Source organism: Alistipes sp. Marseille-P5061 (genome assembly GCF_900290115.1).
Classification (GTDB): Bacteria; Bacteroidota; Bacteroidia; order Bacteroidales; family Rikenellaceae; genus Alistipes; species Alistipes excrementigallinarum.
In genome coordinates this window covers 63401-79279 of the sequence record NZ_LT985751.1, presented here as the reverse complement: position 1 = coordinate 79279, position 15879 = coordinate 63401, and the positions used below count along the sequence as shown (strand labels likewise).

Sequence of the window (15879 nt, the reverse complement as noted above, 5' to 3'; positions counted from 1 at the left end):
GGAGTGCGGGTACAAAGCGCGGCGGATACAAGGCGCGGCGGGTACGAGGGGGGGGGTGCAGGAGCGGGCAGCAGGCAATGCGGATAAGCGGGCGGCCCTTCCGGAGAGGTGCGCGGCGGTTTTGCGGAGCGGGGAATTTTCGCTATCTTCGTCCTGAAACTTCCAAACGACACACATCATGCAGCACGACCTTCGATTCATCCCCTTCCGCTCGCCGGCCGATGCGGGGTGGGACGAGGCCTGGAGCCTCTACCGCGACTCCTTTCCGCCCTGCGAACGACGTTCGGCCGAGCACCACATCCGCGCCCTGGCCGACCCGGCCTTCACGGCCGACGGCATCTGGCTGGGCGACCGGCTGGCCGGGCTCCTCTTCCACTGGCGGGGCGAGGGGTTCCGCTACGCCGAGCATCTGGCCGTGGCGCCCGCCCTGCGGGGGCACAACATCGGTTCCCGGGCGCTCGAGGCCTACTGCCGGAGCTCCGACGGGCCGGTGGTGCTCGAAATCGAGCCGCCCATCGAGGGGATGGCGCTGCGCCGCCTCCACTTCTACCGGCGGCTGGGCTTCGTCGAGAACCCCTGTCACTACATCCACCCCTCCTACGAGGAGCCCTTCGCACCCCATCCGCTGGTGGTGATGAGCTACCCCGAGCCGCTCACCCCCGCGCAGCTCCGCCGCGCGGTCGACTTCGTCCGCGAGCGGGTGCTCCGCTACTCGGGCCACGAGCACCCCACCCTTCCCCGGCTCGAGGAGGCGGAGCGGTAGTCTCGTCCGGTCCACGCGCCGGCGCCGCACCGCAAGGGACCGGAAAGTTTCTGAAAGGGAGGCGCCCGGCCCCTTTTTCACACACGCCGAGCCGTCCCGCCCTACGCACTCAGAAGCCGCTCCCGAGGCTGACCCCGAACCGGAGCCAGACACACCACGGCACCCCGAAGCCGGCCCCGCACCATTCTCCATCCGGGGTCCTTCGCACCGAGAGGCCCCGCCCGGCGCCAACCATTCCGAAGCGCCCCGCCACTTATGGAACACCCCGCTCCTCCAGACGGAAGAGCGGGGTGTTCGGCAGGTTGTACCTGCACAACGCCAAAGGGAGGCAAGGGGGCTGCCCAAAAGCGTCAAGAGAACAAGGGAGGTGCCGGCAACACGCACCGGGGCCACGCACCGGCAGCGCACCAGAACCACTTACCGGAAACACACCGACAACCGGAGCCGGGAGCCGGCGGGGTCACACCTCTCCGAGGAAGCGTTCCAGCTCGGCGAGCCAGAGCGCCTTATAGGGAAACGCGTCGTCGAAGGCGAAGCTGTGGCCGCCGCGCGGGTAGATGTGCAGCTGCGCCGGAACGCCCCGGGCGCACAACGCCTCGTAGTAGCGCAGCGAGTGCATCGGCGAGACGGCCGCGTCGTCCTCGGCCAGCACGATGAAAGTGGGGGCGGTCTGCGGCGTGACGTGCAGCTCGAGCGAGAGGCGCTCGCAGAGCTCCGCCGAGGGGTTCTCGCCCATCAGCCGGCCGCGCGAGGGGCGGTGGGCCCAGGCGTCGAGCATCGTGATGACGGGGTAGAGCAGAATCTGGAAGGCCGGGCGCTCCTCCCCCTCGAAGAGCGTGGCGGCCGTTGCGGCGATGTGGCCGCCGATGGAGGCACCCATCACGCCGAGGCGCGTTATGCCCCACTCGGCCGCCCGTTCGCGCATGAATGCCAGCGCGCAGCGGATATCCTCGGCCGGAAGGCCGGCACGTCCGTGCGGCATGCGGTAGCAGAGCACGGCATAGGTCACGCCCCGCTCGTTGAACCAGCGGGCGAAGGGATACCCCTCGCGCTCGAGCGCCACCTGGTTGAATCCACCTCCCGGGCAGGCGACGACCGCCTGGCCGTTGGGACGGGCGGCCGGCCAGAGCAGCAGTTCGGCCGCCTCGTCACCCTCCGCCCCGGCTCCGAGCCGGAAGCGGAGAAACGCTTCGTTGTGTTCCATCTCCTTCATATCGTATGCGGAGTCCGCCCCGTCCGGGACGGAGGCTCCTACAACCATTCAACCACGTATTTGGTCACCAGATAGCCGCCCACGACCAGCCAGAGGTAGAGCGCTCCGGCCAGCAGGAAGGGCTTGGCGCCCGCCTGGCGGAACTTGTCGATGCTCGTCTCGGTGCCGAGCGCCGTCATGGCCATCGTCAGCAGGAAGGTGTCAATGTACTCGATGGCGCCGTTGAGCGGAATCTCCTTCACGGAGTCGACCCCCAGCAGGTACTGCAGCAGCGAATTGAGGCAGATGACGCCGATGAATCCGAAGGCGAACCAGGGAATCGTGATGCGGCTCTTGCCCGCAGGGGCGTCGGCCGAAGCTCCTGCGCCGGCGGCGGTTTCGCGGCGGCGGCGCGAGAGCGCGAAGCTCATGATGACGAGCACGGGGGCCAGCATCATGACGCGAATCATCTTGGTGATGGTGGCCGTACCGGCGATGCCCAGCGAGTCGGTGGGGTCCATGGCGTTGCCGGCGCCGGCCACGTGGGCCACCTCGTGGAGCGTGCTGCCCGTATAGATGGCCACGCCCGTATCCGAGAGTCCTTCGAGCAGCCCCGTGCGGTACATAATCGGGTAGAGGAACATCGAGAGGGTGCCGAAAATCACCACCGTCGAGACGGCGATGGCGGTCTTGTAGCCCTCGCAGCGGACCACCGGCTCGGCGCCCAGCACGGCCGCCGCACCGCAGATGGCGCTGCCCGTCGAGGTCATCAGCGCCGTGTCGCGGTCGATGCGCATGAGGCGTCCGAGGGCCACGCCGCCCAGGATGGTCACCGTCACCACCACCAGGTCGACCACCACGGCCGGAACGCCCACGGCGGCCACCTGGGCCAGCGTCAGACGGAAGCCGTAGAGGATGATGCCCCAGCGCAGCAGCTGCTTGGTGCAGAACTTGATGCCCGGGACCCACGTCTCGGGCAGGCGGTTGCGCAGGCTGTTGGCGTAGAGCATGCCGAGGATGATGCCGACGATGAGCGGACTGAACGAGAGGCTGCGGACGAAGGGAATCTCGGCGATGTAGAATGCCGCGAACGAGAAGAGCGCAATGAGCAGGATGCCGTGGAGGGTGTTGGCTCGGGTACCTTTTTCCATCATGACTTTTCGGGTTTTTTCGTGTTTTCTCTTTTGGTGGGAGGAATGCGCGCGGCTGCCGGGGCGGCGGGCGGACCCTTTTGCGCCGCAAAAGTACGAAACGGCGCGGAGTTGTCAAAACGAAAAAGGGTTATATGCGATAACCAAAAGTTATAATGAAGGGTGAAAAGGGGCGGAAAGGAGGAGGCACGGACGCTGGAGGTACGGGGCGCGGTGCTGCGGGCAGGGACAGGACGGGACGAGAGGAGGAGGCGTGGGGCGCGGAGTGTGGGGCGCGGAGTGTGGGGCGCGGGGATGCGGAGCAGAGCGAGGCGCAGGGCAACAGGGCGGAGAGGATGAAGCGCTGGAGACGCGGGCAAGGGCTACAAAGCGGCTGCCCAATTTGAAGTGAGAACGCTCGGCGGGGGTCTCCTGCAAACCCTCAGAGCGAGGCGCGGGCGAAGTCCGTGAAGCGGCGGACCGATTCGGGAAGCTCGGCCGCCGGGTGGACGAACGAGAAGCTGCGCCGCAGCGAAAGCCCCTCGAGGTCAATCACCCGCAGCTCGCCGCGCCGCAGCTCGTCGACCACCGCAATGACCGAGACGATGGCCAGCGTGTCGCTGTTGCGCACGAAGGCCTTGATGCCCTCGGTGCTCCCCAGCCGCATCACAATCCGGAGCATCCGCAGCCGGATGCCGGCGCGGGCCAGCGCCGCGGCCGTCACCTCGAGCGTCCCGGAGCCCCCTTCGCGCATGACCAGCGGCAGCGTGCAGAGCTGCTCGGGGGTGACGCTCTCGAGCCGGCCGTAGGCCCCGTCGGGGCGGGCGACCAGCACCAGCTCGTCCTCGGTGAAGGGGTCGTAGAAGAGCCCGTGGCGGTGGCTGAAGCTCTCGACGATGCCCAAATCGACGGTGCCCCGTTCGAGCGCCTGCTCAATCTGGTCGCTGTTGCCCGAGGCAAGCGTTACGTCAAGGTGGGGATAGCGGGCAGTGAAGCGGGCCAGAATCGGCGGCAGGAGGTATTGGGCGACGGTCGTGCTGGCCCCCAGGCGCAGCTCCCCCTCGAGGCGCTCGGTGCAGCGGCTCATGGCGTACTGCAGGTGGCGGTACTCGGCCTCGAGCCGCTCGGCGCACCCCAGCAGCACCTCGCCCGCGGCCGTCAGACAGAGGCGGCTGCCCCGCCGGTTGAAGAGCGTCACACCGTAGGCCGTTTCGAGCGCGTTGACATGCTTGCTCACGGCCGGCTGCGAGATGAAGAGCTCCTCGGCGGCCCGGGTGAAGCTCAGCGTGCGGGCCGCCGCCAGAAAGACGCGGAGTCGGAAGTCGTCCATGCCCGGGGCGCGGTGTTAACGTTAACCCAGTCCGCCCTGCTCGGCGAATTCGCGCACCGAGCGGATGTAGTGGGCGATGGTCTCCTCCATCGTGAGGAAGGATTTGCCGCCGGCGGCATTCTTGTGGCCGCCACCGTCGAAGTACTTGCGGGCGAAGAGGTTGACATCCACGTCGCCGCGCGAGCGGAGCGAGATGCGGATGAACTTGCGGTGGGCCAGGAACATGGCCGACATCTTCACCTTCTTGATGGTGAGCGCGTAGTTGACGAAGCCCTCGCTGTCGCCCTGCTGGAACTGGAAGCGGCGCATCTCGTTCTCCTTGAGCGACATGTAGGCCACCGTACCATCCTCGATGAGCTCCATCTTGCGGTTGATGGCGTAGCCGAAGAGCCGCGCGCGCCCCTCGGTATAGGCGTTGTAGACGTTGTTGTGGAGCGTCGGGATGTGGATGCCCTTCTCGACAAGCACCGCCACGGCGCGGAACAGCTCGGGCGTGAGGAACGAGAAGGCGAAGTTGCCCGTGTCGGTCATCATCCCGACGTAGAGCTCCTCGGCCATCTTGAGCGTGATGGCGTCGGTGCCGAACATCCGCTCGATGAGCGTATAGACCAGGAAGCAGGTGCTCGACGACTCGGGGTGCGAGAAGGCGATGTCGAACTCCTCGACGGGCGAGAGGTGGTGGTCGATGAGCACGCGGCGCGCCGTGGTGTTCGAGGCGAGCTCCTGGCTCAGGTTCTCGAGCCGCGAGATGGCGTTGAAGTCGAGGCAGAAGATGATGTCGGCCCCGGCGATGGCGCGGGCGGCGCGCCCCTCGGTGTCGGTGCGGTGGATGACCACGTCGGCGATGCCGGGCATCCAGTCGAGGAAGTAGGGGTATTTGTTGGGGACGATGCAGGTTACGCGGTGGCCCATCGAGGTGAGCACGTCGCTCCAGGCCAGCGACGAGCCGATGGCGTCGCCGTCGGGGTTGGTGTGCGAGAGAATCACGATTTGCTGGCTGGGCCGAACGAGCAGGGCGCGCAGGGCATCAATCCGGTCTTGCGAAATATTCATGGCGGGAGGTTGTCAATACCATCGCAAAGATAATGAAAAAGTGCGAGTTCGCAAATGTCGTCCCGGACGGTGCACCGCGCGGCGTGCGAAAAAAGCGGCGGAGCTCCCCGCAAGGGGCTCCGCCGCCGGATTGCAGCACCCGGGCCGGCACCCTGCCGGCCGAGGGGTCAGTACTTGTATTTCATCCACTTGAGCAGCTCGCGGAAGGTCGGCTTCTTGCCGTACATGAAGATACCCACGCGGTAGATTTTGCCGGCCAGCCAGACCATCGCCACGAACGAGGCGTAGAGCAGCACCAGCGAGAGGACCACCTCCCACGTGGGAATGCCGTAGGGGATGCGCGCCATCATCACCACGGGCGAGGTGAAGGGGATGAGCGAGAACCAGAAGGCCAGCGGCGAGTTGGGGTCCTTCATCACCGAGACCATCACCAGGAAGGCCAGGATGATGGGGATGGTGATGGGGGTCTGCAGCTGCTGGGCGTCCTGCACGCTGTCGACGGCCGAGCCCACGGCGGCGAACATCGCCGAGTAGAGCAGATAGCCCCCCACGACGAAGAGCAGCAGGCAGACGAATATCTGGACCAGATAGCCGAAGTCGGTCATCGTCGCCACGGCCTGCATCATCTCGGGGCTGACGCCCGAGAGGGCCGCCGCTTCGGGCACGCCCTGCTGCATGGCCTGCGCCCCGGCCATCACCTCGGCGGGCATCAGGTGGGGGATGAGCAGCGCCCCGACGCCGCAAATCAGCACGCCCCAAATCAGAATCTGGACCACGGCCACCGAGGCCACGCCCAGGATTTTACCCATCATCAGCTCGAAGGGGCGCACCGACGAGACCACAACCTCCAGCACGCGGTTGTTCTTCTCCTCGATGACCGACTGCATGACCATGCCGCCGTAGATGAGCAGGAACATGTAGAGCACCATCCCCAGCACGAAGCCCGAAGCCGAGGCGATGACCGACGAGCGGGCCTGCGAATCCTCCTCCTGCGACTCGTCGTTGCGGAAGGTCTGCATGTGAACCGTGGTCTTCACCTCGTCGAGAATCTGCGGCAGGTTCTCGATGTGGTAGGCCTTGAGCTTCTCCGTCTCGATGATGTCCTCAATCTGGCCGGTGATGTTCTCCTCAACCGAGAGCGACGAGGAGCCGTTGAGGTAGAGGCGCACGTTGTCGGGGTTGGTCATCACGTCGCGGCCGATGTAGAGGATGCCGTAGACATCCTCAAGGCTGCGGCGCGCCTCGTCGGTGGTCAGCTCAGTGGGTTCGAAGCGGAACTCCTCGTCGCTTTCGAGCGCGGGGGCCACCCGTCCGCTCTCGTCGATGACGGCGATGCGCTTGAGCTCCCCCGTCGAGAAGCGCATGATGAGGGCCGGCGCCGCCATCAGGGCGAGCACCAGCACGGGCATGAGCAGCGTGGTGATGATGAAGGATTTCTTGCGGACGCGCTCGTTGAACTCGCGTCCGATGATGATGGAGATGTTCGACATGGTCAGTTTCTCTTGTTCGCAGTTGCGGTTTGTGTTCCTATGCTTGTTTTCCGTGGCTCACCAGATACCACAGGCCGCCCGCCGAGAGCAGCACGGCAAGGGCCAGCGGCAGCGCCGTCTCGCCGCCCCGGGCCATCAGGCGCAGGCAGGCCAGTGCCTCGTTGACCGAGATGACGAAGAGGAGCAGCCCCGTAATCTGGGGCGCCGTGAGGCTGCGGCGCCAAGCCGGGCGCGCCGACTCGTCGCGGCGTGCGGCCCCCGCGGAGGCCGGAGCGGCAGCAGAGGCGTCGGAGGTGCCGGCCGGAGTTCCGGCAGAGGGGTTGCCGGCGGAGGGTGCTGCGGCGGTCGTTTTGGAGGCGGTGCCGGCGGATTGTCCCGCCCCGTCGTCGGACTGCGGGGCGCGCAGCGACTCCCGGAGCGAGAGCAGGTGGGTCACCAGCAGCAGGACGACGGCGAGCCAGAGCTTCCCGTCGGGGCGCTCGCCCGTGAGCAGGCAGCCCAGCAGAAGCAGTACGGTAGCCGCAAGCAGCGTGCGGCGGAGGGCGTTTCGGATTCGTGCTTTCATGGCCGGAGGGTTTTTCGGGCGGCGGCTCAGAGCGTGCCGTTGACCGCCCGGATGAAGATATCGTTCATCGAGGGGATGATTTCGGTGAAGGAGCGGAGCTCGACCGCCTCGTTGGCGCGGCGAATCACCTCGCGCACGCGGGCGTCGTCGTCGACGTGGAGCTTGAGCGAGGAGTAGTCGGCCGTCGGCTCGTCGGCCGCGCCCAGCACCTCGCACAGCGGGGCGAGCGCCTCGCGCAGCGCCGCCTCGTCGCCCCGGTAGTAGAGCTCGAAGATGTTGTTGCCGTGGCGGCGGCGGATGTCGTCGACGCGCCCCGAGAGGATGTTGTGCGACTTGTTGATGAGGGTGATGTGGTCGCACACCTCCTCGACCGACGACATGTTGTGGGTCGAGAAGATGACCGTCGCCCCCTGGTCGCGCAGCGCCATAATCTGCTCCTTGAGCAGGTTGGCGTTGATGGGGTCGAAGCCCGAGAAGGGCTCGTCGAAAATCAGCAGCTCGGGGCGGTGCAGCACCGTGACGATGAACTGCACCTTCTGGGCCATGCCCTTCGAGAGCTCCTCGACGCGCTTGTCCCACCAGTTCTCAATCCCGAAGCGGGCGAACCACTCCTTCAGCCGCGCGGTCGCCTCGCGGCGCGAGAGCCCCTTGAGGCGGGCGAAGAAGAGGGCCTGCTCGCCCACCTTCATCTTCTTGTAGAGGCCGCGCTCCTCGGGCAGGTAGCCGATGCGGCGGACATCTTCGGGGGCGATGTCGCGCCCGTCGAAGAGGACGCGGCCGCTGTCGGGGGCCGTGATGCGGTTGATGATGCGGATGAGCGTCGTCTTGCCGGCGCCGTTGGGGCCCAGCAGGCCGTAGACCGAACCTTTGGGGATGGAGAGCGAGACGTCGTCCAGAGCCGTATGTTCGGCAAACCGTTTCGAGACGTGCTCGACGCTGAGAATGTCCATGGTGGAAAGAGTGTTTTGGGTGACGTTCCGTCACGGTTTATCACGAGCAAATATAGGGATTATTTCCGAAATATCGACAATTATTTATCGTTTTTCGATAAAACAGAAGGTTCGGGCTTCAAAAAACGGGCGTCGACCGCGCCGCCGTAGGGGGAAAAGCGTTAATTTTGCGGCAGCAGCCCGGAGGCGCCTGAGGCCGGTGCAGCGACCGGAGACGGAGGCACCGGAGGCGGGCGGAAGAGGCGGCCGCGCGGGAGCCCGACGACGGGACCGGCGGGGCCCGGCGGCAGAGGCAACCGGCAAACCCGGCGGCGGAGGCAACCGGAAGAACCGACAGAGGCCGCCCCGCAGAGCCCGACGACGGGGGTCGGCGAAGGGACAAACGGCGGGGCCCGGCGGCAGAGGCCGGAGACGGAGACGCCGGCGGCCCTCCCGCCCCACCGGCCCGGCCGAGGGCGGTAACAGAGAGACAAGCGACTATCAATCAAACTATACGGTTATGGAGCAGAACAAGAACAAGTGCGTGCTGGTCAGCGGCGGCGCCGGATACATCGGCTCGCACACCTCGGTCGAACTCATCGAGGCGGGATATGACGTGGTCATCGTCGACAACCTCTCCAACTCGGACATGGGCGCCGTCGAGGGGGTGCGCAAAATCACCGGACGCGAGGTCCCCTTCGTCCAGGTCGACTGCTGCGACTACGAGGCCTTCCGCAAGGTCTTCGAAGAGTATGAATTCGACTCGGTGATTCACTTCGCCGCCTCGAAGGCGGTGGGCGAATCGGTCCACAAGCCGCTGGAGTACTACCGCAACAACCTCACCTCGTTCATGAACGTCATCCGGCTCATGCGCGAGTTCGGACGCCACAACATCGTCTTCTCGTCGTCGTGCACCGTCTACGGCGAGGCCGACAAACTCCCCGTCACCGAGCAGACGCCCCGCAAGCCGGCCACCTCGCCCTACGGCAACACCAAGCAGATGTGCGAGGACATCCTGCGCGATTCGCTGGCGGCCTACGACGGGCTGCGCGGCATCGCCCTGCGCTACTTCAACCCCATCGGGGCACACCCCTCGGCCCTCATCGGCGAGCTGCCGCGCGGCGTGCCGCAGAACCTCGTCCCCTACATCACGCAGACGGCCGCCGGCGTGCGCGAGTGTCTGAGCGTCTTCGGCGACGACTACCCGACGCCCGACGGTTCGTGCATCCGCGACTACATCGACGTGGTGGACCTGGCGCGGGCCCACGTGACGGCCATCGCGCGCATGGTCGAGGGGCGCAGCAAGGCCGACTACGAAATCTTCAACATCGGCACCGGCCGCGGCGTCTCGGTGCTCGAGCTGGTGCACCGCTTCGAGCAGGCCAACGGCGTGAAGCTCAACTACCGGATTGTCGGCCGTCGTGCGGGCGACATCGTGGCCATCTGGGCCGACCCGAGCTATGCCAACACCGAGCTGGGGTGGAAGGCCGAGCGTTCGCTCGACGACACGCTCCGTTCGGCCTGGGCCTGGGAGAAGCATCTGCGCGGCATGGCCTGAGGCGCGGCACGGCCCTGAGGCGCAGCATGTTTCAGGGCACGGAGCGGACTGAGATGCGGCGCGGGCTGAGATGCATAAGCCGCCGCGCCGGAATCCGCCGGTCAGCGGCCCAATAACCCAATAACTAAGAAGAGGGGAGGAAATCCATTCGCAGGAATTTCCTCCCCTCTTTTTAGTTCCGCATTAGTTCCGCTTTACTCCCGGTTCCGCTGTTGCTCGCCTCCGCTGCTTTTCCGCCCCGGGACAATACACCTCCGGACGGCAGAGTACTCCGCCGCCCTTGCGTCCTTTTCCACCGTCTGTCGGCCGTCTCCGTCCAGCGGCAAACTCCGCCGACAATCCTCCTCCAACAGCCGCAGCCGCCCCCGCTACCGCTGGGGGTCCATCGAGGCGGGGGTCACCCCTATCGAGGAGCGGGCCCAGTCGCCCCGCGCACGGAGCACCTGCTCGATGATGTCGCGCACGGCCCCCCGTCCGCCGTTGAATTCGGAGACGTAGCGCGCCGCCTCGATGACCTCCGAGGCGGCATCGGCCGGGCAAACCGGAATCCCCACCATGCGCATGCACTCCAGGTCGGGGATGTCGTCGCCCATGTAGATGACGTGGGCCGGGTCTATCCCCTCGCGTTCGAAGTAGGAGCGCATGACGGCAATCTTGTCCATGCAGTCCATATAAAAGTCCTTGACGCCCAGCATCTGAAGGCGCCGCTCGAGCGTAGCCCCGTGGCCTCCCGTGATGACGCACACCCGGTAGCCCTGACGCACGGCGTAGGCCAGTGCGTAGCCATCCTTGGCGTTGTAGCGGCGCAGAAAGTCACCGCCCGGCAGCGGCATAATCGAGCCGTCGGTCATCACGCCGTCGACGTCGAAGACGAAGGCTTCGGTGAGGGCTATATCTTCCTTGAAGTTTCCCATATGTATTGACTCATTGAGTTGTATATTTCGAGCAGCAGCGCATCCCCCGCCAGACGGGCGCGGTGGCGCTCCAGCGTCCGCAGGTCGCCCCGCACGGCGGGTCCGGTCTGCACGGCGGCGGGTGACGGGGAGGCGAGGGCCTTGGCGGCCGTCTCGGCAATCAGCGGCTTGAGCACCTCGAAGGGGAGCCCCTCGCGGGCGAGGGTCCGCTCACCGGCGGTGTAGAGCGCGTTGACGAAGTTGCAGGCGAGGACGCCCGCCAGATGGAGGGCGCCACGGCGCTGCGAGTCGGCCGGGTATACCTGCGTCGAGAGGCGCCGTGCGAAGCGCTCCACGGCCCCGCGCGTGGCCTCGTCGGAGGCCTCGATGAAGAGGGGCACCTGCGCAAAGTCGACGGCGCGCCCCGCCGTGAAGGTCTGCAGCGGGTAGAGGACCGCCCGGTGCGCGAAGCCTCCGAGCGCATCGAGGGGGACGCTGCCCGCCGTATGGGCCACCACCGCCCCGGCGGGAACGGGCAGCGAGGCGGCAACCTCGCCCACGGCACGGTCGCTCACCGCCACCAGGTAGAGGTCCGCCGCGGCCAGCCTCCGGGGGTCGTCCGTCCAGGTCGTACCGCCGAGCGCCGCCACACGGGGGCCGCGCTCCGGATTGCGGGCGAAGAGCTGGCAGAGCTCCACGCCGCTCGCGGGCAGGGCCCGCGCCAATGCTTCGGCAACATTTCCGCTGCCGACAATCACTACACGTTTCAGTTCCATCTCTGTTCGATTCGTTCCGGACGCACACCCGCCGCCCTATTCGGGGATATCCACCAGGCGGAGGTTGTCGCCCGACATGCGCGCCACCTGCTTGACCCGCTCCAGTTCGCGGTCGACGCTCGCCAGTTCGCGGTTCTCGTTGAGTGCGAAGGAGGTCTGGCCGGCATCCTCGACCGCCTCCAGCACGCCGTAGAGCGTCAGCGAGTTGATGTCGCGCCCGGGGACGAAGCCCTCGTCGCGCTCGCCGTCGCCCCGCCGCACGGCCACCAGAAGCCCGGCCTGCACCAGCTGGTAGAGCACGTCGTTGAGGATGCGCGTCGGGAGGTTCATCCGCGTGCGAATCTCCTCGACGTCCATCGCCCCGCCCTCGCGGCGGAAGCGGCGCACGACCACCAGCATGACCGCCAGCAGCACCTTGCGCCGCTGGTCGTAGCTGATGCGCAGCGACTCGCGCTCCTCGCTGAAGCGGGCGATGTTCTGGTAGGCGAACGAGAGCTCGCCGCCAAAGAGGAGAATTTCCCACGAGAACTGCAGCCAGAGCAGGAAGAGCGGCAGCGCCGCGAAGCTGCCGTAGATGGCGTTGTAGGAGGTCATCCAGCGCTGCACGTGGATGTAGCCCCACTGGAAGAGGATGAAGAGCGTGCCGGCGACCAGTCCGGCCGTCAGGGCGCTCGTGAAGCGCACGCGCGTATTGGGTATTATCAGGTATAGAAGCGTGAACATCAGCCAGATGAGCACGCCCGAGGCTGCCTTCGAGAGGAGGATGTAGGGGAGCGAGTCGCGGAAGCCGAGCAGCTCCTCGGCGTAGGAGCCCAGCGCGTTGGCGACAATCCACAGCAGCGGGCCGATGAGCACCACCGAGATGTAGTCGGTCCACTGGCGCGCCACGCTGCGCGTGACCTTCACCTCCCAGATGTTGTTGAAGGCGCTCTCGATGGAGCCGAAGACGCGGATGACCGACCAGAAGAGCATGACCAGCGCCACGGTGGCCACCACGCCGCCCCGCGTACGGGCCAGCGCATTGTCGGCGAACGAGACCAGGTAGTCGACAATCTCGGGGTTGCGCGGGAAGAGGCCGTAGAGCTCCTGCACGAGCCCCTCGGCCAGCCCGAAGCCCTTGACCACGGCGAAGATGACCGCCACGATGGGGACCACCGAGATGAGCGTGTAGAAGGTCAGCGCGGCGCTCCGCACGAAGGTGTCGTGCTCGCGCATCCCCCGTGCCGTATAGAAGAGCAGGCGGTACTGCCGCACGAACCACCGCATGACGGGGTTGCGGAATTCGCCCGGCTCGCGCGAGAGGAGCGTATCGGTCAGGTATGTGGGCAGCTCCTTGAGTTTCATGGTCTGGTTCGGTCGGTTTTGGTCGGTTTCGGCTTTGGCCCGGGCGCGGCATTCGGTGCGGCGCAGTTTTCGGTCCGGGTCCGGACGCGGCATCCGGCTGCGGACGCAGCATTCGGCACGGGTCCAGCGCTGTTTCGGCGCGGCTTTCAGCGCGATGCTGGTCCGGCGGGCGGAGGCTCCGTAAAGATAACTATTTTAGACGTATTGTCCAAAAACGCCCCTCGATTCGCGTGAAGGCCAGACGCGGTCCGCCGCCCCGGCGCACCCCCAGCCGGCGGGCAAGCTCCTCGCCCGAGAGCGGGAAGTCGTGCTTGAGCAGCTCGGCGCCACGGCCCCGCAGCTCGCGGCGCAGGCCGCGCGGGTCGAAGGGCTCGATGCGTTCGATGGCAAAGACCCTGCCCAAGACGCCGCGGGGCTCCTCCACGGCAAAGCCGTATCCGTTCTCGCTCCACAGGTCGGCCACCCCCACCAGCGCCCGGCGGGCCAGGCGGCACTTCTGCAGCGCCACGTCGGGCTGCACCAGCCAGCGGTAACGCTCCGCCTCGAAGGGTTCTGCCGGCGGAAGCTCCTCCCGCTCACCGACCGGCAGGGCGAAGGCGCCCCGCCCGAGCGCCGTTGCCGCAAGCTGCGGCGGAGCGCCGTCGATGCGGACCACCAGCTCCTTGCACTCGTCGCCCAGCGAGACCGCCTCGACGCTGCAGGGGGTGAAGAGGCGCAGCGCCTCGTCGACGTCGAACAGCGGCGAGAGCTTGAAGCAGAGGCGGTCGGCCACCTCGCGGAGCCGCGGGAGCAGCGCCAGCACGTCGGGCGACGAGGCCTCCAGGCGCAGCTGCTTGCGGCCGTCGGCGCTCCGGCGGTCGGGGTCGGCGTAGAGCCAGTCGAAGTGTTCGGTGCAGCGGGCCAGATACTCCTCGGCCGAGGCGGTCACCACCTCGACGTTCCCGACCCCCAGCCGGCGGAAGTTCTCGCGCGCCACGGCGGCGAGCACCTCCGAGCGTTCGAGCGTCACCACACGCTCGAAGCGGCGCGAGAGGTAGAGCGTGTCGACGCCCAGCCCGCAGGTGAGCTCCAGCAGCCGGCCGCCGCCGATTTGCTTGTGGGCGGCGCACGCCTCGCTCGAGGCCTGCTCGAAGGCCAGCGGCGGGAGGATGCACCCCGCGGCGGCGTACGAGGGGAGCTTCGCGGCGGCGCGGGCGAGGTACTTGACCTGCGTGGCGACGAGCGCCGCATGGGGCAGGTGCTTGTCGAGGGCCACCTCCAGCGGGTTGCGGCCGCGGTTGGCCTCGACGGCGCACCGCACGTCGGGCTCCATGAGCAGACGGTATTCTTCGAGGGTCATCATCGCGGCAAAGTTAGCGTTTTTTTCGGCTTCCTGCATGCGCCCCAGAGTGTCGCCGCAGCCATCAGGGCATAGAGCGCAGCCGCGGCTCCGCCCGGAAGCGACACCTCGACGGCGCCCCAGCGCCATGCGGCGGCTGCGGCCACCAGCCCGTCGAGCCCCTCGGCGGCGGCCGTAAGCAGCGCCGACAGGAGCGGGCGCAGCACTCCGAACGGGAAGAGCAGCCAGAGGAGCGAACCCGTGACAACCACCCCGCCCAGCAGCACGGCCACGGGGTTGACCACCAGTCCCGAGAGCGAGAGCAGCCCGAAGGTGTGGGCGACGAGCGGCGCCGTGGCCACCGTCGCCACCAGACTCACCACCACGCTGTCGACCAGCAGGTTCACGCCGCGCCATCGGCTTCGCAGCCGGCGACAGAGGGGCACGCCCCAGAGGATGATGGCCGCCACGGCGAGGTACGAGAGCTGGAAGCTGATGTCGAAGAGGTATCCGGGGTTCCAGGCGAGCATGAGCAGCGCCGAGGCACAGAGGGCGTTGAGCGAGGCGTAGTCCGAGCTCGAGACCAGCGAGGCCTGCAGCAGCGTGAACATCACGGCGGCCCGCACGGTGCTGGGAGCGAATCCCGTCGCGGCGGCATAGAGCCAGATGCAGGCCACCGCCAGCAGGCTGCGCACCAAGTGGCCGCGGCGCAGCAGCGGAAGCCACCCCAGAAGCAGGTTCACCGCCGCGAAGACAATCCCCACGTGGAGCCCCGAGACGGCCAGCAGATGCGACGTGCCGCTGCGGGCGTAGCGGTCGCGCAGCCCGGGCGTCAGGCCGCTCCGCTCGCCCACGGCCATGGCCCGGCACAGGGCTGCGGCCTCCCCTTCGAGGCCCAGCTCCGCGAGCCGTCCGACGGCGGCCCGGTGGAGCGAGAAGTCGGCCGGTGCGGAGCACTCCACGACGCCCCCTTTCGGGAGCCACATCCTGCCGGCATATCCGCGGCAGGCCATCAGACGGCGGTAGCTCGCCGCACCGCCCGAGAAGGGGCGCACCACGCCGCGGCAGAGGAGCCGCTCCCCGGAGCCGAGGTGCAGCGCCGTGTCGGCCCGCAGCATCACCAGCGCATCGGCCGGGTGCCATCGCCCCGCCTCGTCGCGCCACGCATGAACCCGGGCCGCAGCCGAACAGGTGCGGCCCCGCACCGTGGGGAACTCCCCGATGCTCACCGTGCAGAGCAGGCTCCGACCCGCGGGCAGCTGCCGCACGGGACCGTGCACCTCGACCGCCCCGGCACCGAAGAGGAAGAGCATCGCCGCCGCATGGAGCGGCGAGCGCAGCAGCAGGGCCGCCGCGCCGCAAAGCAGGAAGCCCCCGACGAGGAGCCACAGCGGCAGTGCGAAATGCATTGCCGTGAGGATGCCCGCCACCACAGGCAGCAGCGCCCGCAGCATGGGGAGCCCCTCGAGCCGTTCACCAAGATAGCGCAGTTTCACGAGGACAAAGATACCAAAAAAGGGCGCGCGGATGGCTCTGCA

The 15879-nt window shown here is 67.4% G+C and carries 14 protein-coding genes; 2 read left to right on the top strand and 12 right to left on the bottom strand.

Annotated features, from left to right (window positions below; all coding sequences use genetic code 11):
• Positions 1–178: 178 nt before the first annotated feature.
• Positions 179–763 (top strand): GNAT family N-acetyltransferase, encoded by a 585-nt coding sequence (locus C8267_RS09690; protein ID WP_106634478.1) that lies wholly within the window; start codon positions 179–181, stop codon positions 761–763.
• A 460-nt stretch (positions 764–1223) separates the two neighbouring features.
• On the opposite strand, the gene C8267_RS09685 is transcribed toward C8267_RS09690, so the two are convergent.
• The 7 genes from C8267_RS09685 to C8267_RS09650 form a co-directional block, all read right to left on the bottom strand.
• Positions 1224–1976, bottom strand: a complete 753-nt coding sequence (locus C8267_RS09685) for an alpha/beta hydrolase (protein WP_234025743.1) — start codon at positions 1974–1976, stop codon at positions 1224–1226.
• Positions 1977–2014: 38 nt separating this feature from the next.
• Positions 2015–3109 carry a YeiH family protein gene (locus C8267_RS09680; protein ID WP_106634477.1) on the bottom strand — a complete coding sequence of 365 codons (1095 nt, stop codon included), beginning with the start codon at positions 3107–3109 and terminating at the stop codon, positions 2015–2017.
• 418 nt (positions 3110–3527) lie between these two features.
• A complete protein-coding gene (locus tag C8267_RS09670; RefSeq protein ID WP_106634475.1) occupies positions 3528–4415 on the bottom strand; it encodes a LysR family transcriptional regulator in 888 nt (295 codons plus the stop codon).
• Between the two features lie 21 nt (positions 4416–4436).
• Entirely contained in the window at positions 4437–5468 is a 1032-nt protein-coding gene (locus tag C8267_RS09665; protein ID WP_106634474.1) for a DHH family phosphoesterase, read from the bottom strand.
• A gap of 167 nt (positions 5469–5635) precedes the next feature.
• The gene (locus tag C8267_RS09660; protein ID WP_087362752.1) at positions 5636–6958 is read right to left on the bottom strand and encodes an ABC transporter permease; all 1323 of its coding nucleotides are present in this window, start codon (positions 6956–6958) and stop codon (positions 5636–5638) included.
• Between the two features lie 37 nt (positions 6959–6995).
• On the bottom strand, positions 6996–7523 hold the full coding sequence (locus C8267_RS09655) for a hypothetical protein (protein ID WP_106634473.1): 528 nt from the start codon (positions 7521–7523) through the stop codon (positions 6996–6998).
• Positions 7524–7549: 26 nt separating this feature from the next.
• Entirely contained in the window at positions 7550–8473 is a 924-nt protein-coding gene (locus C8267_RS09650; RefSeq protein ID WP_087362754.1) for an ABC transporter ATP-binding protein, read from the bottom strand.
• Between the two features lie 499 nt (positions 8474–8972).
• On the opposite strand from C8267_RS09650, the gene galE reads away from it, so the two are divergent.
• A complete protein-coding gene (gene galE / locus C8267_RS09645) occupies positions 8973–10010 on the top strand; it encodes a UDP-glucose 4-epimerase GalE (protein WP_087362755.1) in 1038 nt (345 codons plus the stop codon).
• Positions 10011–10378: 368 nt separating this feature from the next.
• On the opposite strand, the gene C8267_RS09640 is transcribed toward galE, so the two are convergent.
• From C8267_RS09640 to C8267_RS09620, 5 genes are all read right to left on the bottom strand, one after another.
• Positions 10379–10924: a KdsC family phosphatase gene (locus C8267_RS09640; RefSeq protein ID WP_087362756.1), complete on the bottom strand. Its 546-nt coding sequence runs from the start codon at positions 10922–10924 to the stop codon at positions 10379–10381.
• The gene (locus C8267_RS09635; protein ID WP_317046028.1) at positions 10900–11679 is read right to left on the bottom strand and encodes a Rossmann-like and DUF2520 domain-containing protein; all 780 of its coding nucleotides are present in this window, start codon (positions 11677–11679) and stop codon (positions 10900–10902) included. Before C8267_RS09635 ends, C8267_RS09640 begins: the two co-directional genes overlap by 25 nt.
• Before the next feature lie 36 nt (positions 11680–11715).
• Positions 11716–13023: a YhjD/YihY/BrkB family envelope integrity protein gene (locus C8267_RS09630; RefSeq protein WP_106634472.1), complete on the bottom strand. Its 1308-nt coding sequence runs from the start codon at positions 13021–13023 to the stop codon at positions 11716–11718.
• Positions 13024–13213: 190 nt separating this feature from the next.
• A complete protein-coding gene (locus C8267_RS09625; protein ID WP_106634471.1) occupies positions 13214–14365 on the bottom strand; it encodes a THUMP-like domain-containing protein in 1152 nt (383 codons plus the stop codon).
• Positions 14362–15837, bottom strand: coding sequence for a ComEC/Rec2 family competence protein (locus C8267_RS09620; protein ID WP_106634470.1), 1476 nt, complete (start codon positions 15835–15837; stop codon positions 14362–14364). The genes C8267_RS09625 and C8267_RS09620 overlap by 4 nt, the downstream gene beginning before the upstream one ends.
• Positions 15838–15879: the final 42 nt, after the last annotated feature.